The 24,481-nt window shown below is 30.7% G+C and carries 22 protein-coding genes; all 22 read left to right on the top strand.

Annotated features, from left to right (window positions below):
• Window positions 1-631 precede the first annotated feature (631 nt).
• The 22 genes from Q3287_RS13575 to dltC all read left to right on the top strand — a co-directional run bounded on the left by Q3287_RS13575 (window position 632) and on the right by dltC (window position 24,456).
• The gene (locus Q3287_RS13575; RefSeq protein WP_054271451.1) at window positions 632-1,957 is read left to right on the top strand and encodes a uracil-xanthine permease family protein; all 1,326 of its coding nucleotides are present in this window, start codon (window positions 632-634) and stop codon (window positions 1,955-1,957) included.
• A 385-nt stretch (window positions 1,958-2,342) separates the two neighbouring features.
• Window positions 2,343-2,822 carry a (2Fe-2S)-binding protein gene (locus Q3287_RS13570; RefSeq protein WP_054277445.1) on the top strand — a complete coding sequence of 160 codons (480 nt, stop codon included), beginning with the start codon at window positions 2,343-2,345 and terminating at the stop codon, window positions 2,820-2,822.
• Window positions 2,815-5,067 (top strand): xanthine dehydrogenase family protein molybdopterin-binding subunit, encoded by a 2,253-nt coding sequence (locus Q3287_RS13565; protein WP_407964211.1) that lies wholly within the window; start codon window positions 2,815-2,817, stop codon window positions 5,065-5,067. The genes Q3287_RS13570 and Q3287_RS13565 overlap by 8 nt, the downstream gene beginning before the upstream one ends.
• Before the next feature lie 110 nt (window positions 5,068-5,177).
• Window positions 5,178-5,912 carry an SDR family NAD(P)-dependent oxidoreductase gene (locus Q3287_RS13560; protein ID WP_054271448.1) on the top strand — a complete coding sequence of 245 codons (735 nt, stop codon included), beginning with the start codon at window positions 5,178-5,180 and terminating at the stop codon, window positions 5,910-5,912.
• A gap of 25 nt (window positions 5,913-5,937) precedes the next feature.
• Window positions 5,938-6,897 carry a methenyltetrahydromethanopterin cyclohydrolase gene (gene mch / locus Q3287_RS13555; RefSeq protein ID WP_054271447.1) on the top strand — a complete coding sequence of 320 codons (960 nt, stop codon included), beginning with the start codon at window positions 5,938-5,940 and terminating at the stop codon, window positions 6,895-6,897.
• Between the two features lie 35 nt (window positions 6,898-6,932).
• Window positions 6,933-7,913: a thiamine pyrophosphate-dependent dehydrogenase E1 component subunit alpha gene (locus Q3287_RS13550; protein WP_167640399.1), complete on the top strand. Its 981-nt coding sequence runs from the start codon at window positions 6,933-6,935 to the stop codon at window positions 7,911-7,913.
• Window positions 7,913-8,890 carry an alpha-ketoacid dehydrogenase subunit beta gene (locus Q3287_RS13545; RefSeq protein ID WP_407964210.1) on the top strand — a complete coding sequence of 326 codons (978 nt, stop codon included), beginning with the start codon at window positions 7,913-7,915 and terminating at the stop codon, window positions 8,888-8,890. Before Q3287_RS13550 ends, Q3287_RS13545 begins: the two co-directional genes overlap by 1 nt.
• 17 nt (window positions 8,891-8,907) lie before the next feature.
• Window positions 8,908-10,173 carry a dihydrolipoamide acetyltransferase family protein gene (locus Q3287_RS13540; RefSeq protein ID WP_407964209.1) on the top strand — a complete coding sequence of 422 codons (1,266 nt, stop codon included), beginning with the start codon at window positions 8,908-8,910 and terminating at the stop codon, window positions 10,171-10,173.
• Window positions 10,174-10,296: 123 nt separating this feature from the next.
• Window positions 10,297-11,694, top strand: a complete 1,398-nt coding sequence (locus Q3287_RS13535) for an amidohydrolase family protein (protein WP_407964208.1) — start codon at window positions 10,297-10,299, stop codon at window positions 11,692-11,694.
• Window positions 11,695-11,720: 26 nt separating this feature from the next.
• Window positions 11,721-12,728, top strand: a complete 1,008-nt coding sequence (locus Q3287_RS13530; protein ID WP_407964207.1) for a dihydrofolate reductase family protein — start codon at window positions 11,721-11,723, stop codon at window positions 12,726-12,728.
• A gap of 59 nt (window positions 12,729-12,787) precedes the next feature.
• Window positions 12,788-14,188, top strand: a complete 1,401-nt coding sequence (gene lpdA, locus Q3287_RS13525) for a dihydrolipoyl dehydrogenase (protein ID WP_407964206.1) — start codon at window positions 12,788-12,790, stop codon at window positions 14,186-14,188.
• A 109-nt stretch (window positions 14,189-14,297) separates the two neighbouring features.
• Complete coding sequence (locus Q3287_RS13520) at window positions 14,298-14,648, top strand: TIGR03792 family protein (RefSeq protein WP_054277438.1); 351 nt, start codon at window positions 14,298-14,300, stop codon at window positions 14,646-14,648.
• 71 nt (window positions 14,649-14,719) lie between these two features.
• Entirely contained in the window at window positions 14,720-14,953 is a 234-nt protein-coding gene (locus Q3287_RS13515; RefSeq protein ID WP_153885148.1) for a hypothetical protein, read from the top strand.
• Window positions 14,954-15,135: 182 nt separating this feature from the next.
• The gene (locus Q3287_RS13510) at window positions 15,136-16,425 is read left to right on the top strand and encodes a hemolysin family protein (protein WP_054277436.1); all 1,290 of its coding nucleotides are present in this window, start codon (window positions 15,136-15,138) and stop codon (window positions 16,423-16,425) included.
• A 28-nt stretch (window positions 16,426-16,453) separates the two neighbouring features.
• Window positions 16,454-17,134: an HAD family phosphatase gene (locus Q3287_RS13505; protein WP_054271438.1), complete on the top strand. Its 681-nt coding sequence runs from the start codon at window positions 16,454-16,456 to the stop codon at window positions 17,132-17,134.
• A gap of 101 nt (window positions 17,135-17,235) precedes the next feature.
• Window positions 17,236-17,775 carry a putative ABC transporter permease gene (locus Q3287_RS13500; protein ID WP_054271437.1) on the top strand — a complete coding sequence of 180 codons (540 nt, stop codon included), beginning with the start codon at window positions 17,236-17,238 and terminating at the stop codon, window positions 17,773-17,775.
• Window positions 17,776-17,953: 178 nt separating this feature from the next.
• Window positions 17,954-18,970 (top strand): Gfo/Idh/MocA family protein, encoded by a 1,017-nt coding sequence (locus Q3287_RS13495; RefSeq protein WP_407964205.1) that lies wholly within the window; start codon window positions 17,954-17,956, stop codon window positions 18,968-18,970.
• Window positions 18,971-19,018: 48 nt separating this feature from the next.
• On the top strand, window positions 19,019-19,990 hold the full coding sequence (locus Q3287_RS13490; protein ID WP_407964204.1) for a Gfo/Idh/MocA family protein: 972 nt from the start codon (window positions 19,019-19,021) through the stop codon (window positions 19,988-19,990).
• A 243-nt stretch (window positions 19,991-20,233) separates the two neighbouring features.
• Window positions 20,234-21,424: a D-alanyl-lipoteichoic acid biosynthesis protein DltD gene (gene dltD, locus Q3287_RS13485; protein ID WP_054277433.1), complete on the top strand. Its 1,191-nt coding sequence runs from the start codon at window positions 20,234-20,236 to the stop codon at window positions 21,422-21,424.
• Window positions 21,425-21,544: 120 nt separating this feature from the next.
• Window positions 21,545-23,059: a D-alanine--poly(phosphoribitol) ligase gene (locus Q3287_RS13480; protein WP_407964203.1), complete on the top strand. Its 1,515-nt coding sequence runs from the start codon at window positions 21,545-21,547 to the stop codon at window positions 23,057-23,059.
• Window positions 23,059-24,207: a D-alanyl-lipoteichoic acid biosynthesis protein DltB gene (gene dltB, locus Q3287_RS13475; RefSeq protein WP_243193322.1), complete on the top strand. Its 1,149-nt coding sequence runs from the start codon at window positions 23,059-23,061 to the stop codon at window positions 24,205-24,207. The genes Q3287_RS13480 and dltB overlap by 1 nt, the downstream gene beginning before the upstream one ends.
• Before the next feature lie 18 nt (window positions 24,208-24,225).
• Window positions 24,226-24,456: a D-alanine--poly(phosphoribitol) ligase subunit DltC gene (dltC, locus tag Q3287_RS13470; protein WP_003422749.1), complete on the top strand. Its 231-nt coding sequence runs from the start codon at window positions 24,226-24,228 to the stop codon at window positions 24,454-24,456.
• Window positions 24,457-24,481 lie beyond the last annotated feature (25 nt).

Below are 24,481 nucleotides of genomic sequence, written 5' to 3'. Positions count from 1 at the left end.
ATAACATATAGTTAGAATTTTAGAGATATATTTATTAGTCATTAGTATATGTAAAATGTAGTATTTATTATAGTATGACAGTTGTTTAATGGAGAATAATTCTAACTGGTTAAGAAGGGGGCTTGGTGAGTGTTATATATTATGTTTATTGTAGGAATATAATATGTAAAGTTGCATTAGATTGAGTTGGAATTGTTTATATATATCTTATAAAGTTGATTATAAATGATAAAAAAATAACTATAATTTAAGAATTAAAGAATTTTAATACTAACTTTATTCTACAAAATAAGTATTATTTTTATTTTAAGAAATTCGAATAAAGACGAAAATAAATTGTCAGAATAATCTTGACAGTCTAAAATCGTGACTGTATAATACAATTAAAAATCGGATTAATTACCTAGTTTACAGAAAATAAAAATAATGCTAAGGCAAACGTTTTATTTTTTTAGTAAGTAATCCTCCGCCACTCCTTAAATTAGAGCTTTTCTAATTTCAAAATGTATAACTAAAACTTCATAATTTAACTGTGCAATATTTATTAGGCTCTAACTTTTAAGGTTACTAATAATTTATTACATAGCTCCATACATTTGGCGGCAATGGCGGGAGCGATAAGGGGTAAGATATGGAAAATTACAAGTATGGATTTAACGACAAGCCAAAGCTTCTAACAGCAATACCGCTTAGTATGCAACATGTTTTTTCTGCTTTTGCGGGTACTATGTCTGGTGCTATTTTAGTAGCTGTTGGCATGGGTCTCTCACTAAGTGAGACTGCATTTTTGATTCAATGTTCGATGTTGATTGCAGGAGTGAGCACCATACTGCAATCTATGGGGATTGGGCCAATAGGGTCACGGTTACCAATTGTTACTGGTGGTAGTTTCACCTTTGTAGCACCATTAATTGCCTTAAGTACGAATAATGATGTCGGTATTGCTGGAGCTTTTGGGGCAGTACTTGTAGGAAGTTTAGTCTTAACTTTAGTAGGACCATATGCAGTAAAATATTTGCATAAATATTTTACACCTACAGTTACAGGAAGTGTTGTTTTAGCAGTTGGGTTATCACTTATGAGTTCTTCATTTGACTATGCAGTATCATTTGATGTTCATAGCCCTGATGTAGTTGCTAATTTTTCTTTGGCTATATTTACACTGTTATTGACACTAATTTTAAATCAATTTGGAAAAGGTTTTCTGAAAGTGGCATCCATAATAATTTCAATAGTGATAGGGTATATAGTAGCAGTGATATTTGGTATGGTTGACTTTTCTAGTATGGCACAAGCAAATTGGTTTGCGATGCCAAGACCTGTATTTTGGGGACTGGAGTTTAACTTAGGGGCTATTGTAACCATATGTACGATTCATATTGTGACAGTTATGGAGATAATAGGAGATACCACAGGTGTTGTCAGTTCTGTTGAAAATCGATTACCTACACAAAAAGAATTGATGAGAGCAGTAAGAGCAGATGGAGTTGGAAGTTGCTTTGCAGCTTTGTTCAACGGGCTTCCAGTCATATCAGGTAGCCCAAACATAGGCATAATCTGTATGACAGGTGTTGCAAGTAGGTACATAGTAGCACTTGGAGGAGTAATAATAGGGATTTTAGCATTTTTTCCAAAGTTTGCACAAATATTAGCTTTAACACCAAATCCAGTTATTGGAGGAACATTAGTTATGATGTTTGGAACAATTGCATCATCAGGTATTAAAGTTATTGGTATGGGTAAAATGACAAATCGTAACATAACAATTTTAGCAGTTTCATTAGGTATTGGTATGGGTGGTTATTTTAATCAAGCTGCATTAGCATTTTTACCAAGTATAGTAGTCACTTTAATGACTGGTATATCTGGAACAGCTTTATTATCTCTAATACTAAATATCATATTACCTAAAGAAAAGGAAGATGTAGTTGAGAGTGAAGTAAGTTGTAAAGCTTAGAGAACGTAATTCTAAAGGATATCCAAGAAGGAGCGCCTTGCTTCTATTTTTTTTACCAAAAATAGGATTGAACTTTGAAGGAAACCCAATAGCTTATAAATACAATCTGAAAGGATATCCAAGAAGGAGCGCCTTGCTTCTATTTTTTTTACCCAAAAACCTTAAAAACTTGAATAATCAAAAGATATGATACTCATTTTAATAAAAGTATAATCTGAAAGGATATCCAAGAGGAGCGCCTTGCTCCTCTTTTTTTATCACTAATTAGAGGATTTTGTGTAAAAAAGAGTTGAAAAAAGAGCTTAAATAATACAGACAAAGTAATTAAATTTAAAATTTCATAGAGATATACATAATTAAATTCTGTAGGTGGAAGGTGAAGGTTATGGAGGTTATTGAACTTGATATAAATGGCACAGTGAAAGAGGTAGCCATAGAAAATAAGTGGACTTTACTTTATGTCTTAAGAGAAAAATTAAATCTAACTGGAAGTAAATGTGGATGTAGTACAGGTGATTGTGGAGCTTGTAAAATAATTTTAAATGGAGAAGCAGTGAATTCATGTCTGATTTTAGCAAAAAACGCAGTGGGTAAAAAAATCATGACAATTGAAGGGTTATCAGATGGAATCAATATACATCCAATCCAACAAGCCTTTATTGATTGTGGAGCTGTACAATGTGGATATTGTACTCCAGGTATGATAATGTCAGCAAAAGCTTTACTGGATAAAAATCCAAATCCTTCTGAAATGGATGTTAGAAAGTCCATAGATAATAATCTTTGTAGATGTACAGGATATGTAAAAATTGTCGAGGCTATACTTTTATCAGCAAAAAGAATGGGAGGTGTAGCATTTGAGTAGTGAACTGAATGTTATAGGTGAAAGAGCTCCAATAAGGGATGCTGTGCTTAAAGCTACTGGTCAACTTAAATACACTGCAGATATGAAAATCCCCAATATGCTATATGCTAAGGTATTATTTAGCCCTGTGGCACATGCAAAGATTAAGAGAATAGACACATCAAAAGCAGAAAAATTAGAAGGAGTAAAAGCTATAGCTACATATAAAAATTCGCCAAGAATAGCTTTTAACAGTGCAATGAGGTTTTATGAACATGAATTGCCTGAAGTTGAATACATTTTTGATGATATTGTTCGTTTTGTGGGGGATAAGGTCGCAGCTGTTGCAGCCGAAGATTTAAAAATAGCTGAAAAAGCAATGAAACTTATTGAAGTCGAGTATGAAGAATTGCCTTCAGTATTCGACCCAGAAGAAGCAATAAAAGAAAATGCATATCCAATACATAAAGATGGTAATAAACTTACAGAAAATGTGCAGGAATGTGGAAATGTAGAAGAAGCTATGAAAAAAGCTGATTACATCTTTGAAGATAAATATAAACTTCCAGCTATACATCATGGAGCTATAGAAACTCATGTTGCTATTGCAGACTATGATTATAGTGGAAAACTTACAGTCTATAGTCCTAATCAAAATACTTTTGCTTTTAGAGTAATATTATCTAAAATATTTGAATTGCCAATGAATAAAGTAAGATTGGTAAGCCCAGCTATAGGTGGTGCTTTTGGAGGAAAATTGGAAATTACTATTGAGCCAATAGTAGCTTTACTGGCAAAGTTATCAGGCAGACCAGTAAAACTAGAGCTTAATAGGAGAGAAACTATGGCTTCAACAAGAACTAGACATGGTGCAGTTGTATATCTAAAAACAGGTGCTATGAAAGATGGGCAAATTATAGCGCAAGATATGAAAGTTATTACAAATACAGGAGCATACACATCAAGCGCTTTAAATGTAATAGGAGCTATGAGTCATAAAGTATTTAAATCATATAAGATTGAAAATATGAGATATACTGGGATACCAGTGTATACGAATACTCCAATTGCAGGAGCTATGAGAGGATATGGTTCTCCACAAGCTTTCTTTGCTCAACAATCACAACTAAATAAGATTGCGAAGAAACTCAACATGGATATTTTAGATTTACAACTTAAGAACTTAGTTGAGCCTGATGGAATAGACCAGAGATTTAAAAGTCCTCATGGAAATCCAAGACCAATAGACTGTATAAAGAAAGGAATGGAAATGTTTGAATGGAAAAAACAGATTAAACAGCAAAATAGTTCAAGCGGGAGATTCTTAATCGGCATAGGTATGGCAGTTGGTTCACATGGAAATGGATGCTTTGGGGCACATAGAGACATGACAGCTTTGATGCTTAAGATGAATGAAGATGGTTCAGCTGTATTATATACAGGTACTCATGATATGGGGAATGCATCTGTAAGTGTTCAAGTGCAGATTATATCTGAAATACTTGGAATAAGCCAAGAAAAAATAGAGTGTATACAAGCAGATACAGAAGCATCACCATGGAATCTAGGTGACTATGCAAGTAGAGGAGTATTCGTATCTGGAAATGCAGCTTTAAAAGTTGCTAACTCAGTAAAAAAACAACTATTAAAAGAAGCATCACAACTTCTAGAAGAGGATGAAGAATGGATAGAATTAAAAAATGACAGAGTTTATTCTATTAAAAATACTGATAAAAATGCTACATTGTGTGATGTTATGATACATGCACAAAAAGTAAATTTAAGGGAAATTATTGGAGTTGAGACATTTTCTTCAGATACTGGTGCAAGTTCATATGGTGCACATTTTGCTAAAGTTGAAGTTGATACAAAATTAGGAGATGTAAAGGTACTTGAATATGTAGCAGTACATGATGTAGGAAAAGCACTAAATCCAATGTCTATAGAAGGTCAGATTGAAGGGGCAATTCAGATGGGAATAGGATATGCTTTGACGGAGGAACTTGAATTTGATGATAGAGGAAGAATAAAGACTAATTCATTTCGCTCATACCATATGATAAAAGCAAGTGAAATGCCTAAGATAAAAGTAGGCATGATAGAATGTGGAGAACCTGGTGGTCCGTTTGGAGCTAAGAGTATAGGAGAATGTTCAGTAGTACCTTCAGCACCAGCAGTGTCAAATGCTGTGGCTAATGCACTAAAGTGTGACTTTTATAGTTTGCCATTAAAGAAAAATACTTTATTAGAAAATATAAGTATTTAATCTTGTCTTATAAAAAATAAGAAACCATTTAAGATGTTTTAGAGATTGTAGTAAGACACTTTTTTCTAGCTGTAAATATAAATTATGTGAATGTAAAGGGTGTGGTGGTTGTGGATTTAAGATTTAGAGATAAGGTTGTTGTGATAACAGGAGCGGGTCAAGGATTAGGGGCAGGTTTTGCTTTAGATTTTGGTATAGAAGGGGCAATTGTAGTTTTGATTGGAAGAACTAAAAGTAAGTTGGATAATATTGCAGATAAAATCATCAAATCTGGTGGTAGAGCATTCGTTTCAGTTTGTGATGTAAGTAAATCCAAAGAAGTAGATAATTGCTTTAAGAACTTAATAGAAAAGTTTGGGACTGTAGATATCTTGATTAATAATGTTGCAATTCATAAATCATGTCCAGTAATTAATACTACAGTTGAAGAGTGGAATTCTCAAATAAATACAAATTTGAATGGAACTTTCTATTGTACGAAAGCTGTTCTCAAAGCAATGATAGATAAAAGATATGGAAAAATAATAAATATTAGTTCTACAGCAGCAAAGCACTTTTTCCCAGGGTTTGGTGCATATTCAGCTTCTAAAGGAGGTGTGGTAAGTTTTACTCAAACTTTATCTGAAGAAGTAAAAGAATATGGAATTAATGTAAATGCAATATATCTAGGAATGACAAATACAGAATATACAAGAAAACGATTTGACTCTGATGATGCAGTTACAATACCACTTGAAGAAATGTTGCAAGTAGAAGAAGTATCAAAGGTCGTAACTTTTTTAGCATCTGATGAAGCTAGTCCAATAATGGGAGCTGCGATTGATGTCTGTGGAAAAAAAGCATAAATAAAATATATTGAGAGGTATGAAAATGATAAGTTTAAATAAAAAGGCGATGGTAGTAGTAAGAGAAATATTGGAAGATGCAGAATCATTAGGGTGTGAAGTCATCAAGACAGATTGTGGAGCAACCATAATTGATATGGGTTTAAATTGTAGTGGAAGTTGGAAAGCAGGTGTTTTATTTACTAGAGTTTCTATAGGTGATTTGGGGATAGTAACATTGGGAGATTTTAAACTAAATGAAGAATACTCTTTTTCATCTGTTGAAGTATTCATAGATAAGCCTTTAATTGCATGTATGGGTTCACAGATTGCTGGATGGAAACTCGGTGAAGGAGAGTTTGCGACTATAGGGTCAGGTCCAGCAAGGGCTTTAGCAAGAGTTAAATCAGATTGGTATTTTGAAATGACTCCATACAAAGATGATTATCATGAGGCAGTCTTGTGCATTCAAGATATAAAATATCCTGATGAAAAAACTATTTTAGAAGTTGCAAATGCTTGTAAAGTAAAACCAGAAGACACATATATATTGATTTCACCTAGTACGTGTATTGTAGCATCAATGCAAGTATCAGCAAGAATCATTGAGCAAGTATGCCATAAAATGTTTGAAAAAAACTTTGATGCAGGTCAAATTGTACTTGCAAGAGGAAAAGCACCAATAGCACCAATAGTAAAAGACGAAATTAAGACTATGGGAAGAATCAATGATGCATTAATTTATGGTAGTGAAACTGAGTTTTGGGTAGATTCAACTGACACTGCTATTGCAAAAACTATACATCAATTGGCAGGAAAAACGTCATCTCCAAATTATGGAGAATTATTTGAGGATGTATTTGAAAAAGCAGGAAGAGATTTTTTCTATGTAGACCATGATGTACATTCGATTGGCAAAATACAGATACACAATATAAATACTGGAAAATCATTTTCATCAGGAGAGATAAATTATTCAGCTCTTGAAAGAAGTTTCTTAAAATAAATGATTTAAATTCTATTAATTTAGGGGGAGACAAAATGGTGTTAGATAAAACAAGATTAGAAAAATTATACCGTGATATGGTTATGATTCGAAGATTTGAAGAAGTAATAGAAGAGTATGCTGCAAATGGTACCATACCAGGATTTGTTCATTTAAGTATAGGTCAGGAGGCTTGTCAAGCAGGTATAGTAGATGCACTTAGAAAAACAGATTATAAATTTCCAGACCATAGAGGACATGGGACTATAGCACTTTGTGGAACCGACCCAAAACTTGTAATGGCTGAAATATTTGCTAAAGCTACAGGTATAAATGGTGGCAGAGGTGGTTCAATGCATATAAATGATATTGAATGTAGAAATATGGGATTCAATGGAATACAAGGTTCTACTATGGTAACTTGCTTAGGCACAGCTTTTGCATCTGTATATAAAGAAACTGACGATGTAACAGCAGTATTTTTAGGAGATGGTACTTTAGGAGAAGGTACTTGTCATGAAAGTCTTAATATGTCAGCTACATGGAAACTACCAATAATATACTGTTTGCTTAATAATCAGTATGCTATATCTACACACTATACAGATTCTCATCCTCAAAAAGAATTAAAAACATGGGGGGAAGGATACGAGATTCCAAGTTATAGAGTGGATGGGAATGATGTAGAAGCAGTAATTGAGATAGTAGAAAAAGCAGCAGATAGAGCAAGAAAAGGTGAAGGTCCAACATTAATAGAGTTTCTTACTTATCGTTGGCAAGGTCATTTTGCAGGAGACCCAGCAGCATATAGACCTGAAGAGGAAGTTAAGTATTGGAAAGACAGAGACCCAATAAAACTAACTAGAAAAGTACTTATTGAGAGAGAAGGTATGTCAGAAGATGTACTTAAAGATATTGAAGAAGAAATAGAGGCTGATGTTCAAGAAATGCTAAGATTCTCATTGGAGAGTCCATCACCAGATGTTAAAGATGCAGTTACACACACATATGTTGATAGAGAGGTGGAAATAAGATAATGGGAAGAAAACTTTCGTATGGAATGGCAATAAATGAAGCACTTCATCAAGCAATGGAAAATGATGATAGAGTTTTTATATTAGGTGAAGATGTTGCTAAGATGGGTGGAGATTTTGGAATTACTAAAGGGATAATGGCTAAATGGCCAAATAGAATCAAGGATACAGCTTTATCAGAGTCAGCCATATTAGGATTATCAAACGGAGCAGCTCTTTGTGGATTAAGACCTGTACCTGAGATAATGTTTGCAGATTTTTTAGGTGTTTGTTTTGACCAACTTGTAAATAATGCAGCAAAACTTAACTTTATGTTTCAAGGGAAAGCTCATTGTCCAATTACTGTCCGTGCAGTGCAGGGAGCTGGTATACGTTGTGCATATCATCACTCAGTTTGTGCAGAATCATGGTTTATGAATACTCCTGGACTTGTAGTGGTTTCACCAACAACACCTTATGAAGCTAAGGGAATGCTATTATCAGCTATAAAGAACGATAATCCAGTATTGTTTTTGGAACATAAAATGCTATATAACGTTAAGGGTGAAGTACCAGTTGAACCATATGAGATACCTTTATATGAAGCTGAGATTGAGAGAGTTGGTAGTGATGTTACAATAGTGGCTACACAAATGATGTTAGGTATAGCACATAAAGCAGCAAATGAACTTCAAAAAGAAGGAATTAGTGTAGAGATAATCGACCTTAGAACTGTTTTTCCTTATGACAAAAAAACTATAGTAGAATCAGTAGCAAAAACTAGCAGATTAGTTATTGCTCAAGAAGGACCAAGAGTAGGAGGATGGGCAGCTGAAATATCTGCAATGATAAATGAAGATGTATTTGAGTATCTAAGTGCACCAATAAAAAGAGTTACATCAATTGATGCTCCAGTGGCATATGCACCAGTTTTAGAGGATTTTGTTTTGCCAAAACTAGAAAACCTAATTAAAGCCTGTAGAGAAGTTATGCAATATTAATCAAGGAGGGATAAGTCATGATTACAGAGGTTAAAATGCCAAAGTTTGGTCTTTCTATGGAAGATGGGACAATTGGTACATGGTTGATTGAAGAAGGTAACATTGTAAATAAAGGCGATGAACTTTTAGAAATTGAAACTGATAAGATAACTAATACAGTTGAAGCAACGGAAGATGGAGTACTAAGAAAAATACTGTTTGAAGAGGGGGAAGTTGTAAATTGTGGAGAAATAATCTGTATAATTGCAGATGCAAATGAAGATATTAGTGGACTTAATCCGACAGTTAAAACAAATATAGAGAAAGAAGAAGATACTCCAAGCTTAGAGCAGATAATAGAGGTAAAAAATTTGGAGATAGAAAAGAGAATAACTCCAAGAGCTAAAAAAATAGCTGAAGAAAAAGGCATTGACTATTCAAACATAGAAGGTACAGGAATACATGGAGCAATAACAATTGATGATTTGAAAAACTTCATGAATAAAAATCTAGAAGAAAAGGTAATTGAAACTAATCAAAGTGAAGTAGTTGAAAAAGGAGTACGGCAAGATGCTACATCTATTCCTCAAATTAAGAGCGCTAAGACAACTATAAGGGAAAATGATGTGGTAACTAAAATGACTCAAATGCAAAATATAATAGCAAAAAAAATGCACGAAAGTTTGTTGACAACAGCTCAAACTACGATTGCTACTGAACTAGAAATTACAAATCTAACTAAAGTATATAAAAGTTTAAAAGAAAAATATAAAAATGCAGGTATTAAACTGAGTTATACAGCTCTTATAATAAAAGCTGTAGCTCAAGCTCTTGAAAATCATCCTAAACTTAGAACACAAGTGTTTGATGAAAATCATTTTAAAATAAATGATGAGATTAATGTAGGTGTGGCTGTAGACATTCCAAATGGATTAGTAGTACCTGTAATAAAGAATGCAAACTTGAAAGACTTAAGAACAATATGTATAGAACTAAGTGATTTAAGTGAAAAGGCTAAAAATAATCAATTAAACCAAGATGAGATGAGTAATGGAACTATTACTATAACCAATTTAGGTATGTTTGGAATAACATACTTTACTCCAGTATTAAATACACCAGAAAGTGCAATTTTAGGGATTGGAAGTATAATAGAAAAAGTTCTTGTTAAAGAGGGTGCATTTTATGCTGGTTCTGTAATGAATATGAGCTTGACCCATGACCATCGAGTGGTAGATGGAGCTCCTGGAGCACGCTTTCTTCAAGAAGTTACTCAAAATCTCTTAGATTTTAGATGGATGTAAAATAATATTATAAGCACAACAGTAATCGACAGATAGTTTGTTATGCGTTTCTCGAAAGATTTTTTCTCTCCAAACTATCTGTCAAAATTAAAGTATGGCAGAAAATTATATGGAGGTTACTGCATGAGAAAAGTAGATTTGATAATTAAAAACGCTTATCTAATTTCAATGAATACTGAGAGGGAAATATTAAAAGATGCTTGTATAATAATTGAAAAGAGCAAGATAATTGATATAGGAAAAGCTAATTTGTTAGAAAAATATATTTCAGAAAAAACTATAGATGCTAAAGGTAAAGTAGTTTTTCCTGGATTCATAAGTACTCATTCTCATCTATTTCAGACTTTATTAAAGGGATTAGGAAGAGATAAATTATTACTAGACTGGCTTGATAGTTCTGTTAGAAGAGCTATCCATAAGATAGATGATGAATGTTGCTATTATGCAGCATTAACAGGGTGTATAGAAGCAATTAAGACAGGTACAACTACTATACTTGATTATATGTATTGTCATGGAAAAGAAGGTCTTGATGATAGCATAATACGAGCATTTGAAGACTTAGGAATAAGAGGTATACTGGGAAGAGGATTTACAGATACAAGTAAATTTCCTGAGGAATTTGGTTGCACTTATCATGATACAGAGCAAAAATTCTTTGATGATGTCAGAAGATTAAATAAAAAATATAAAAACCATTCAAGAATTGGTATGGCATTGGCACCTGGAATTATATGGGACAACACTGAAGATGGCTATAAAGAGATAAGAAAGATAGCTGATGAACTTAATATACCAATAACAATGCATTTACTTGAAACTGAAGATGATGATAAATATTGTTTAGACGATAGAGGTATGAAAACTGTACCATATCTTGAAAAAATGGGGATTTTAGGCCCTGATTTTATTGCAGTTCATTGTATACATATGTCAGATGAAGACATAGAGTTATTTAAAAAATATGATGTCAAAATATCTCACAATCCTATATCTAATATGGTTCTAGCAGCAGGAGTTGCACCAATTCCAAGGTTTATAGAAGAGGGATTAACTATAAGTCTGGCATGCGATGGTTCGGCTAGTAATGATACTCAAAATATGCTAGAAGTAATGAAGATGACTACATTATTACAAAAGGTTACTCATAGAGATGCAAAACTCTTACCTTCATCAAGTGTACTTGAAATGGCAACATTAGGGGGAGCAAAATCTATAAATAAATTAGATTCACTAGGTTCAATAGAGGTAGGAAAAAATGCCGATATTGTAATTTATAACCCATATAAAAGTTCAATTTCTATACCAATTCATGACCCGATTAGTTCACTAATATATTCATCTACTTCAAATAATATAGAAACTTCTATTATAGATGGAAAAGTGGTTATGGAGAATAATCAGATAACTACTATAGATGAAGAAAAGGTACTATATAAAACTCAACAAATAGCAAGTAAATTAATAGCTGATATTGGTCTAGGTAATGTACAGTGGGGAAAAAGAATTTATGGATTGTAAAACAATTAAGAGAGGATGGTAAGAGTATGAATAATCTTGAATTTTTCAGTATACCAAGAGGTAATTTAAAAATAGATGTATTAAATAGAAATGAAAAGATATTAAATACAATAAAATCAAATTCTAAAGAAGATGTATGTATACCAGATGTTATAGAGTATTATACGGAATTATTTTTTCCTCAGGCAAGTGAAAAAAGACCATATACATTTTCTTCTATGGTTTTATCTTCTGATGGAAAGATGGCATATGAAGATAATAAGGCAGGCCCCTTGATTGGGAAAAATAATTTTATAGACCCAGATGGTGCTCTAGCAGATTTTTGGGTTTTAAATGTATTAAGAGCATGTTCAGATGCTGTGATTATTGGAGCTAGAACTTTACAAAATGAACCAGGAATAACATGTCATGTATTTGACGAAAGTCTGACACAACAAAGAAAAGATTGTTTAAATAAAAAATATCAACCATGTGGGGTAGTAGTTTCTTTTGATGCTACAGATATTCCATTTAATCACTATACATTTAATGTTGATAAAAGCCAAGAATATAAAATGGTTATAGCTACATCTCCAAATGGCTGGGAGTATATAAAAGAAAACTCTCCTCTAAAACATGTGTGTATAGGAAGTTTTAGTTCAATTGAGGATGTTGATGATTGTACATTTGAAGAATTATATAAAGATTTTGATGTTTTTCCAGTGATTATAACTGGAAAAGATAGTACGCCAGATTCTGAGGTATTGCTTTATGTACTTAAAAATTTAGGTATAGAAAAAGTGTGTGTAGAATCTCCTTCATATTGCACACATTTGATAGAAAATAAGTTATTGGATGAATATTTCATAAATTATTCGATGGTATTTGTAGGTGGAAGAATGACTCCAGGTTGTACAATAGCTTATAGCCATTTAGAGCATCCACATTCAGAATTATTGACAATAGGAATTCATAGAAATAATTTTATTTTTACACGTCAAAAACTTCATTATGATATTAAAAATCAAATAGATTTAACAGGATATAAATATTGATAACAAAATTTTGGACATAGTGAATTAATATTTATGATTTAAAAGGAGGAATAGTGAAGATGAACACTGATTTAATTGTAATTGGTGGTGGACCAGGAGGATATGTTGCAGCAATTAGAGGAACTCAACTTGGATTAAATGTTGTAATTATAGAAAAAAATGAACTTGGAGGTACTTGCTTAAATACAGGTTGTATCCCCACAAAGACATTATTTAAGGATGCACAAGTTTTAAATTATTTTAAGCATGCTGAAGAATATGGTATAAAAGTTGAAAAATATGAACTGGACTTAGAAAAAGTACAATCAAGAAAGAAAAAGGTAGTAAAAACTTTAACCAGTGGCGTAAAAGGACTTTTAAAGGCTAATAAAGTAGTAATAGAAAAAGGTGAAGCAAAACTAATAAGTAGAGATTCTGTAGAAGTCAAATTGGAGGATGGGTCTAAGAAAATAATTAAAAGTAGAAATATTTTAATTGCATCTGGTTCAAAATCTTCTAAGCCACCAATAAAAGGAGCTAATTTAGAAGGTGTAATAACAAGTAAAGAAGTCTTAGAAATGAATAATTTGCCTAAGAAAATTGTAATCGTTGGAGGTGGAGTTATAGGAATTGAGTTTGCAGGAATCTTAAACGAATTTGGTTCAGATGTGACTATTGTTGAGTTTTTGGATACTATAATTCCTATGGTTGATAAAGAGGTATCCTCTAGATTAAGTAAATTGCTAAATAAAAGAGGAATTAAAATAATAATTTCATCAAAAGTAGAAGAAATATATAAGAATGGCGAAGGATTAGTTGCAGAGATAAGTAAGAATGGAGAAAAAACAAAAATAGCCTGTGACAATATACTTATATCAACAGGAAGGGAACTTGATGTAGATGGGTTAAACCTAGAAGATATAGGCATAAGATATGATAAAAAAGGAATAAAAGTTGATGAAAATTATTGTACTTCTGTACCAGGAATATATGCAATTGGAGATGTGATTGGAGGAGTGATGCTTGCACATGTTGCATCTGAAGAGGGGAAAGTTGCTGTTGAACGAATGGTAGGAGAGAAAACGAGTGTAGATTATAATTTAGTGCCAAATTCAATTTTTACTTTTCCAGAGGTGTCTACAGTTGGATTATCTGAAGAAGAAGTTAAGGATAAAAATTTAGATTATGTTGTTAGTAAATTTCAGTTTTCTGTAAATGGGAAGGCGCTTACAATGAATGATTCAGAAGGCATGGTTAAGATAATTGCCTCAAAGGATAAAACTACAATATATGGCGTTCATATTATAGGACCTAATGCTAGCGATTTAATACATGAGGCTGTGGTTGCAATGAAAGCTATGTTGACAGTTGAAGAAGTTGCAAGTATTATGCATGGACATCCAACTTTATCAGAAGCTTTTTTAGAAGCATCCATGGGAATATTAGATAAATCAATACACATGCCACCTGTGAGAAAATGATGTTGTAATAAATAAATGTAAGAATAAGAAGTGGTTATATATAGGTAAATTAAGTTGAAAATAGTTGTATAGAAAAAATAGTCAAATATTAAAGAAGGAAGTATATAATATGAAATTAAAAGTATTTGAAAAGCCTTTGTTTGTTGAAGAACTAACTTTCAGGATAAATATCAACTTAATAGAAAAATACTTACAATTAGATTATGAGATTTGGGTTAAGGGTTTAGAATTATTAGAGGGATTTGCTGGTTCTGAGATATGGATTAGTGAAAGTAATCCAGGAGAAATAACATCAATAGTATATTGGACTGATTATAAGTACTATAAAAATATTGATAAAAATTGGCTCTATGCTAGAAAGAAAAAAATGTCTGAACTGATGGGTGAGGGAAATTTAGAGTTTATAAGGGCAGAACACGAAATCAATAAAAGGTACAAACTTGGAGAGTGCAAAGAATAAGATTGAGTGTCACTAAAAACTATACATAGATAATATTGTGGTCAAAATAAATATCGTTCAAGTTAGCTGATATGATGGGAGCTACAACGATTGTTACTATTAGAGCTATGAATAGAGAGGTTACAGATAAAGAATTAGAGTCTGCTACAATGGGAAATGCATTAACATATATAATAGTATCTATATTTAGTTCAATACCAACTATACCTTCATGCATAATAGGAGGTGTTACTTTAGCAGATGGATTTATAATAGGTTCTCCTAGAATTTATTTGCTGATATATAATTTAAATAACCCCTTTTAATGTTTATTAGATAGTCTACCATAAATATTAAAAGGGGTTATTTGGTATATAAAAATTATTTGTAATAAAGTAAGATATATTAATAAATATGATAGAATATATATTATAAATTAAATTTTAGAAATATAAGGGGGGAACTTTGAGTTCTTATAGATTTCTTATATTATAAGAACCAATACTTTATGCGGGATTTATTAAATGTAACACTTATAGCAATACTTGTTTTGATAAATGCTTTTTTTGTAGCTTGTGAATTTGCTATGGTAAAGCTTCGTAGTTCTAGGATAGATACTATGATAGCTGAAGGCAATAATAATGCAATAAGATGTAAAACAATAAAAGACAATTTAAACTCCTATCTTTCAGCATGTCAACTTGGAATAACACTCTGTTCACTTGCATTAGGTTGGATGGGAGAATCTACAGTTAAAGAGTTAATTTTACCAATAATAAGTATCTTTAATCTTAGTGAAAGTATTATATATACCATATCAATTTCTATTTCATTTTTAATTATAACAATGGTAGAAGTTGTAATAGGAGAATTGGTTCCTAAAGCTTTAGCACTTTATAATACGGAAAAAATAATGTTAAGTACATCTTTTTTATTAATAGGATTTTATAAGTTAACATATCCAGTGATATATTTTTTTAACCTAAGTACTGATTTATTTCTTAAACCATTTGGATATTCACAAGCTGATGAGGTTGATGAGCCACATACAGGTGATGAAATAAGGTTATTAGTGGAAGAAAGTTATAGAAGTGGTCTTATAGATGAATCAGAACAAAGATTTGTTGATAATATTTTTGAATTTGAGGAAAAGAAAATTAGAGAAATAATGGTGCCTAGAACTGATATGGTATGTATATATGAAAGTGATTCAGAAGAAAAGATATTATCTACTTTAAAAGAAGAAGGTGTCACAAGATATCCAGTATGTAGAAAAAATAAAGATGATATATTAGGTTTTGTACATATAAGAGATTTATATAATCAAAAGATAAATGAAAATAAAATTGAACTGAAACAAATATTGAGAGATATTATATACATATCTGAAAACTTAACTATAGATAAGGCTCTTGAGAGAATAAGAAAAGAGAAGCTTCAACTTGCCATAGTAGTTGATGAATATGGTGGTACATCTGGAGTGGTTACAATAGAGGATATACTAGAAGAGATAGTTGGAGAAATTCAAGATGAATTTGATAAAGAAGAGACTCATATTAAGAAAATAGGAGCAGGTTCTTATTTGGTTGATGGAACTGAGTCGATTAACTATATTAACAAGTATTTTGGGCTTGATATAGAACATGATGGGTTTGACAGTATAGGTGGATGGATATCCTATATGCTAGGTTCAAATATTAAAGTAAATCAAAGTGTGACTTTTGAAAACTATAATTTTACAATATTAGAATTAGATAAATTGAGGGTTGTAAAATTAATCATAAAAAGTGTAATATAATTATATCAAAAAATATTGGAGGAATTGTATGCAAAAAGTAGAAGGAATTATTTTTGATATGGATGGAGTTTTGTTTGATTCAGAGAGAATATCTCTTGAATTTTGGATAGAGACATTTGAAAAGTATGGATATACTATGACTAAAGAAATATACACATCAGTTATGGGAAGAAATCGTAAGGGTATAATAGAAGGTCTTACAAATATATACGATAGTTCTGTTCCAATAATAGATTTGTACGATGAAAAAACTAAAAACATGATTGAATTTATGGATAGAGAAGGAGCACCTATTAAATTAGGAGTTAATGAATTAATCTCATTCTTAAAGGAAAGTGGATATAAAATGGCTGTTGCAACATCTACAAAAAGAGAAAGAGCAGTAAAGAGGTTAGCCAAAGCAAATTTAAAAGAGTACTTTGATGCTATAGTATGTGGGGATGATGTTGTAAACTCTAAGCCAAATCCAGAAATATTCTTAAAAGCAGCAAAAAAAATAAATATAGAACCACAAAATTGTATTGTTATAGAGGATTCCCCTATGGGTGTGGAAGCTGCATATAATGGTGGTATAAGATGTATAAATGTACCAGATTTAAAAGAACCAGACGAACAGATTAAAGCACAATCACATAAGATACTTGAAAACTTATTAGAGGTTAGAGAATACCTAAAAAGTTTGAATTCTAAAACATGTAATAACCTATAATATAAAATATTAGATTAAATAAATTAAATATAATTTCTTCGATTTAGAATAAATCCGTGAATATGAGAAAAAATAATTATAAACAACTAGGAGGAATATTCATGGATAATGCAGGTTCTCTATTATATTTTTTATTTAATTTTTTCTTGTATGGTTTTATAGGTTGGATAATTGAAAACTTATACAGTTATTATACACAAGGACATTTTCAAGAGGATGGATTTTTAAATGGACCATTTAAACCAATGTATGCAATTGCAATGTCAATTATAATCGAGGTCTCAAGATTTATTGACCCAAATAATATATTTGCATTGCTTTTATTATGTTTAGTGGTACCAACAACAGTAGAATATATTACAGGTATACTTATGAAAATATATTTTAATAAGGTATATTGGGATTATTCTGATTACAAGTACAATAGTAGAGGAATAGTATGTTTAAAGTTTTCTATGTACTGGACTATACTGACTTTTATTGGGGTAAGATATTTTCAAGTATATATAATTGACAATTTGTATCGACTTATAATGCCTTACTGGCCAATTCTTGCAACTGTACTATTGGTAGCACTGTTTGTAGATGAAATTTTTACTATAAAACTATTGAGAGGAAATAGAGATATAGTGGAAAGGTAACTTTAAAAGTATAGGTTAAACTTAGATTGTAGTAGAAAGAAAGCTATGTTAAAATGATGAAATCATTTAAAATTAGCTTTCTTTTTTATTTGATGAATTTATTTGAGAATATTATAATAGGTTATAAAGTTTTCTATTTAAATCAAAATAAAATATAGAAAATAGGGAGTGATTTATAATGAGTAAAGTAAGATTTGGCATTATTGGGACAAGCAATATAGCAAAAACATTTCTAAGAGCTGCTTTTAGGATTAAAGAATTTGAATTGGTTGCTATATATTCAAGGGATTTAGAAAGAGCTAAGGAATTTGGAGAGCCATATGGAGTAAGTATTTTTTTTGATGATTTAGAAAAAATGGCTAAATCAAGTGATATAGATGCTATATATATAGCTTCTCCAAATGCTATACATTCAAAACAAGCTCTTACTTGTTTAAAATACAAAAAACATGTACTTTGTGAGAAATCATTAGCATCTAATTTAAAAGAAGTAAAACTGATGATAGAAACAGCTAGAGACAATAATGTACTTCTTATGGAAGCGATGAGAATTACATGTGTTCCAAATTTTAAGGCAGTTAAAGAAAACTTATACAAAATAGGAAAGATAAGAAGATACTTTGGAAGTTATTGTCAATATTCTTCAAGATATGATAAGTATAAGAATGGAATTATAGAAAATGCTTTTAAAAAAGAGTTATCAAATGGTGCATTGATGGACATAGGAGTGTATTGTATACATCCAATGGTAAATCTATTTGGAGCTCCAAAATCAGTAAAAGCAATTTCTCAGATACTTCAAACTGGAGTTGATGGAGAAGGCTCAGCTATATTTAAATACGATGATATGGATGCAATAATTCAGTATTCAAAAATAGCTGATTCTTATATACCATCTGAGATACAAGGAGAAGAGGGAAGTATAATAATTGAAAAACTGAATCTATTTGAGAAAGCTATTATAAAGTATAGAGATGGAAGAGAAGAAGATATATCTATTTTAAAAGAAAAAGAAGAGGAAAAACCTAGAGAAATAGAAGGCATGTACTATGAACTTGTTGAGTTTATAAGTCTTATAAATAACAATAAAATAGAGTCTAAAATAAACTCTTATGAAAACTCAATAATTGTAATGGAACTTATGGATGAGATAAGAAGACAATGTAATATTGTTTATCCAGCTGATAGTATGTAATTTATACTGTAAAGTATTGATAATATATAAAAGTGTGAGGAGATGTATATGTATAATATAAAGTGGGCTATATTGGGACCTGGGACTATTGCTTCAGAGTTTGCACAAGCTATGAATGAGTTAAATTGTAGCATGTATGCAGTTGCTTCAAGAAGTATTGAAAGAGCTGAGAATTTTGCAAACAAGTTTGGGATAGAAAAAGTGTATGATGATTATGATAAAATGTTAAAGAATGAGGATATAGATGTAGTGTATATATCTACTCCACATTGTAACCATTATGAATATATAATGAAAAGTTTAGAAAATGGAAAACATGTTTTTTGTGAAAAAGCTATAACAGTAAATGGAAGCCAACTAAGAGAGATTGTAACCTTAGCTAACGAAAAAAATTTGATAGTGGCAGAGGCAATGACTATTTATTACATGCCTTTATATAAAAAACTAAAAAATATAGTAGAGTCTGGAAGTTTGGGAAAAATTAAAATGATACAAGTATCTTTTGGAAGTTGTAAAGAGTACGATGTTAATAATCGATTTTTTAGTCAAGATTTAGCTGGAGGGGCATTACTTGATATTGGTACATATGCACTTTCATTTACTAGATACTTTATGTCAACTCAACCAAATGAGATTTTAACAACTGTTAAAAACTTTGAAACGGGTGTAGATGAACAATCTGGAATAATTTTAAAAAATTCTAATGATGAGATGGCTGTAATATCATTAACTATGAGGGCGAAGATGCCTAAAAGAGGTGTTGTTGCAGGTGAATTAGGATTTATAACTGTAGAAAATTTTCCAAGAGCATCGAAAGCAACAATAACTTATACAGATGATGGAAGTGTTGAAAATATAGAATGTGGATATACAGAAAAAGCTTTAAAATATGAAATTGAATATATTAATAATTGTATATTGAATAAAATAAAAGCTGATACTATAGAATTGTCTGTAGATGTTATGAACTTAATGGATGAGATAAGAAAACAATGGGGATTAAGGTATACTTTTGAGTAAATTTAATTTTAGATTAAGTTAAAATGTATACATAGTTAAGTATTAAAATGTCAAATTATAAGTATAAAAAAGTACTAAGAGGAAACTCTCTCTTAGTACTTTTTTTCTGTTTTTTTTACAATTTTGTAACAGTATCAAAAAAAGTTTTGGCGATTTTATTACAATTTTGTAGTTGAATATATACATCAAAACTAATATGATTAATAATAACATAAATTTGAATATTTTTAGAGGAGAGAAAATATGAGAAAATTGATATACTTTATTACTCCGTTTATAATAGGCGTAGTATTTTTATTTGGGCTAGACAAATTTCTTGATTCTAAAACTGATGAACTTTTGAGGGAGAAAAATCTACTTCCAATTATGGATGATACTTTAAGTGATATAAAGGACAAAGGTGTTACAGCAAATAATCATTTTTTAAGAGAAAAAGATATTATGATTTTGGGGTCATCAGAACTTGGTAATTCAACAAAACAACATCCGAAGTACTATTTTAATACGGATAGGAGTAAAAACAAGGTGTTTGCAATTGGGAGAGCCTATACTCAGACATTACAAGATGCTGCAATATTAGGAAGTATGAATCCTAATATTGATAATAAGAAAGTTGTCTTGTTAGTTTCTATGCAATGGTTTATGGAGAAAGATGGGGTAACAAGCCATCATTATCAATCTAGATTTTCACCAATACAATTTTATAGATTTTTAGATAATCCAAAGATATCTAAAGAAAATAAGATTGAATATGCAAAAAAATCAAGCAAACTATTGTGGGGAAGTGACGAGTATAAAGCAGAAGCACTATATGCAAAGCTATATGAACCTAAGACCTTGTCGGAAAAAGCTGAGAAGGTGATTTTAGAGCCTTATTTTCAAGGAAGAAAGTATTGTATAGCTCTTAAAGAAAAAGGGATACTTTATAAAAAATTAATTAGGCTAGATGAAAGAAGAAAAGGAAAAAGAAAAGGGTCAATAAATTGGTCACATGAGAGAAAGAAAGCTATTGAAGATGCTAAAAAAAGAGTTGGTAAAAATCCATTAAATATTGATAAATATTATTATCAAATGCATTTTAAGGATGGTATAGAACAATTTAAAGGAAGAGACAAAGACGTAGACTTGTTAACTTCTAAAGAGTTTGACAGTTATAAACTTATGCTAAATGTCTGTACTGACTTAGATATTAAGCCAGTTGTTGTACTAATCCCAAGTATGGGTAAATTCTATGATTTGACTGGTATATCTGAAAAAGAAAGAGACCAATACTATGATAAAGCACAAAAGATAGCAGAAAGTAAGGGTTTTGAAGTTCTAAATCTTAAAGATAAAGGGTCAGATAAATATTATTTAAGAGATGTAATGCATCTTGGTACGAAAGGATGGGTAGATGTCTGTGAGAGATTATTTAAAATATTTAAAGAGCAATAAAGAATTGGTAACTAGTATTTGTTTAACTATGGTTATAATATTGGCGATAGGAGTACTAACATTTACTCCATTTAAAGAATTGCCATTTATTTATAACGGATTTTAAAGGAGCATTTTTATATGAAAATTATTGAAGGAATAAAAAAATATTCAAATACAGATAGAATAGCACTAATGTGTAATGGAAATAAACTTTCTTATAAAGATTTAAATCAATATTCAGATGCTATATCAGTTTTTCTAAAAGATGTATACAAAGAAGAAGATACTCCAATAGTGATTTATGGAAATAAAGAAAATATGATAATGGCGTGTATGATAGGAGCTTTAAAATCAGGTAGAGCATATGTACCTCTTGACATTAGTTTTCCAATAGATAGAGTTTTTGAAGTTACTAAAGAGATAAAACCAAAGGTATTATTTAATTTTAGTGATGAAAAAGATTTTGGAGATATCAATGTAATTGATATGGACAAGCTAAATGACATAATAAATGAATATCAAGGAAAATCATTACATAAAGAAAACTGGGTAAAAGATGATGAAAATGCATATATACTATTTACTTCAGGAAGTACAGGAAAGCCAAAAGGGGTTCAAATAAGTTCAAACAATTTAGATAGCTTTTCGGATTGGATAAGTCCATATCTAAATATAGATGGAAGTGAGAAAGTAATAATGAATCAAGCAGCGTATTCTTTTGACCTTTCAGTTACAACTATATATCCTGGTCTTATTCATGGAGCGACATTATTTTCAATATCAAAAGGTGTATTAGCAGATTATAAAGAGCTATTTAGACAGTTTAGCATGTCAGATATAGCTGTATGGGTGTCAACTCCTTCTTTTGCAGGTGTATGTGTAACAGAAAAAGAATTTAATAGTAAAATGCTTCCTAAACTTGAGTCAATGATATTCATAGGAGAAGCACTTTCAAAAAATCTTACTAAGGAACTTATGAGTAGGTTCCCAAATACAAGAGTCATCAATGGATATGGACCAACTGAAGCTACTGTTGGTGTAAGTGTAAATGATATGACTAAAGAAGCCATAGAGGATGAAAAAAGTCTTCCGGTTGGATATCCTATGTCAAACTGTAAAATAAAAATACTTGGTGAAGATGGAAATGAGCTTGAAGAAAATGAAAAAGGTGAGATTATAATAATTGGACCATCAGTTTCTAAAGGTTACTTTAATAATAAAGAAAAAACTGACGAAGTATTCTTCTATGATGAAATAGATGGTGTAAAATGGAGAGCTTATAAAACTGGAGATATGGGATATCTCCTAGATGGAAATATATACTATTGTGGTAGAAAAGATTTTCAAATAAAATTAAATGGATTTAGAATTGAAATAGAAGATATAGAGAATAACTTAAGAAAAGTACATAATGTAAAAAATGCAGTAGTTTTACCAATATATAAGGATGAGAAAATTGCTTACTTAAAAGGTATTGTTGAGTTAAATGAAAAGAATGATTTAAGTAACATTAAAAATGGGATGATAATAAAAAAGGAATTGGGAAAATATATACCTTCATATATGATTCCAAGAAATATTTCAATAATTTCTAAGTTTCCAACAAATATCAATGGTAAAATAGACAGAAAGAAACTTATGGAGGAAATTTAATGATTTTTTCACAGTATGGAGATTATTTTTATCTTTATATATTATTATTAACATCAATACCAGCAGTGATTTTAGGTCTAATGGGTAAGAATATAAAGTATTATGGTATGTTGGCAAGTTTATTTATGATATTCTTAATTGTAGGGATGGATGTCCAACTAAAATACCTAGTAATATTTATTATTCTTGAAGTTATAATAGTTAAAGGATATGAATATGTAAGAAGAAAAACTAAAAATAAATACATATATTGGGGATTCTTGTTTGCATCAATGCTCCCAATAATAATAAATAAAATATCTCCAGTTACTTCTTTTGGGATAATTGGATTTATTGGAATATCATACTTAAATTTCAGAACTATACAAATGGTTATTGAAATTTATGATGGAGCTATAAAAGAAGTTAAAATTTCAAAGATGCTTTATTTTATGCTATTTTTTCCAACATTAAGTTCTGGCCCTATTGATAGGTCAAGACGTTTTGAGCAAGATTTGGAAAAGCAAATATCTAGAAAAGAGTATCTAGAAGAATACTTACTGCCTGGAATAAAAAATATTGTTATGGGTGTAGGTTATAAGTTTGTTATAGCATTTTTGATAAATACATATTGGGTATCAAGAATACCTAAAGATATGAGTTTTATAAATATTTTAAGTTACATGTATGCATACAGTTTATACTTATTCTTCGATTTTGCAGGGTATAGTTTGTTTGCTATAGGTGCAGGATACATATTTGGAATACAAGTACCAATAAACTTTGATAAGCCATTTATAAGTAAAGATATGAAGGAATTCTGGACAAGATGGCATATAAGTCTTTCAAGATGGTTTGGAGATTATATTTTTTCAAGATTTGTTATGTCATCAATGAGAAAGAAAAGATTTAAGAAAAGAACTACTGCTGCTCATGTAGCTCAGATGATAACCATGATAACGATGGGATTTTGGCATGGATTAACATGGTATTATGTTGCTTATGGAGTATATCAAGGGCTGGCACTTGTTTTGACTGATATATATCAGAGAAAATCTAAGTTTTATAAAAAACATAAAAAAGAGAAATGGTTCGAGAGAGTTCAAATTTTCATTACATTCCACATTGTATGTTTTGGATTACTGATATTCTCAGGTTATTTAGCTTAATTTTAAGGAGGCAGATTTATGCAAGAAACAGTTATAGAAATATTTGAAGATGTATTAGGGACTGATGAGATAAGAGAAGATTTAGACCTTAACTTATTTGAGACAGAGCTTTTAGACTCATTAGCTATAATTGAAGTTTTACTTGAAATTGAAAATAGACTAGGAATAGAACTTCAACCAACTGATTTAGAGAGAAAAGATATGTCTACTGTAAATAATTTGGTAAAATTCTTGGAAACAAGAAAATAAATTAATAATTAAGTTTTAACTATTA

The organism is Clostridioides sp. GD02404, assembly GCF_045898275.1.
Taxonomy (GTDB): Bacteria; Bacillota; Clostridia; order Peptostreptococcales; family Peptostreptococcaceae; genus Clostridioides; species Clostridioides difficile_A.
Note: the sequence above shows the minus strand (reverse complement) of the source record. Positions and strands in the feature narration are given on the sequence as shown.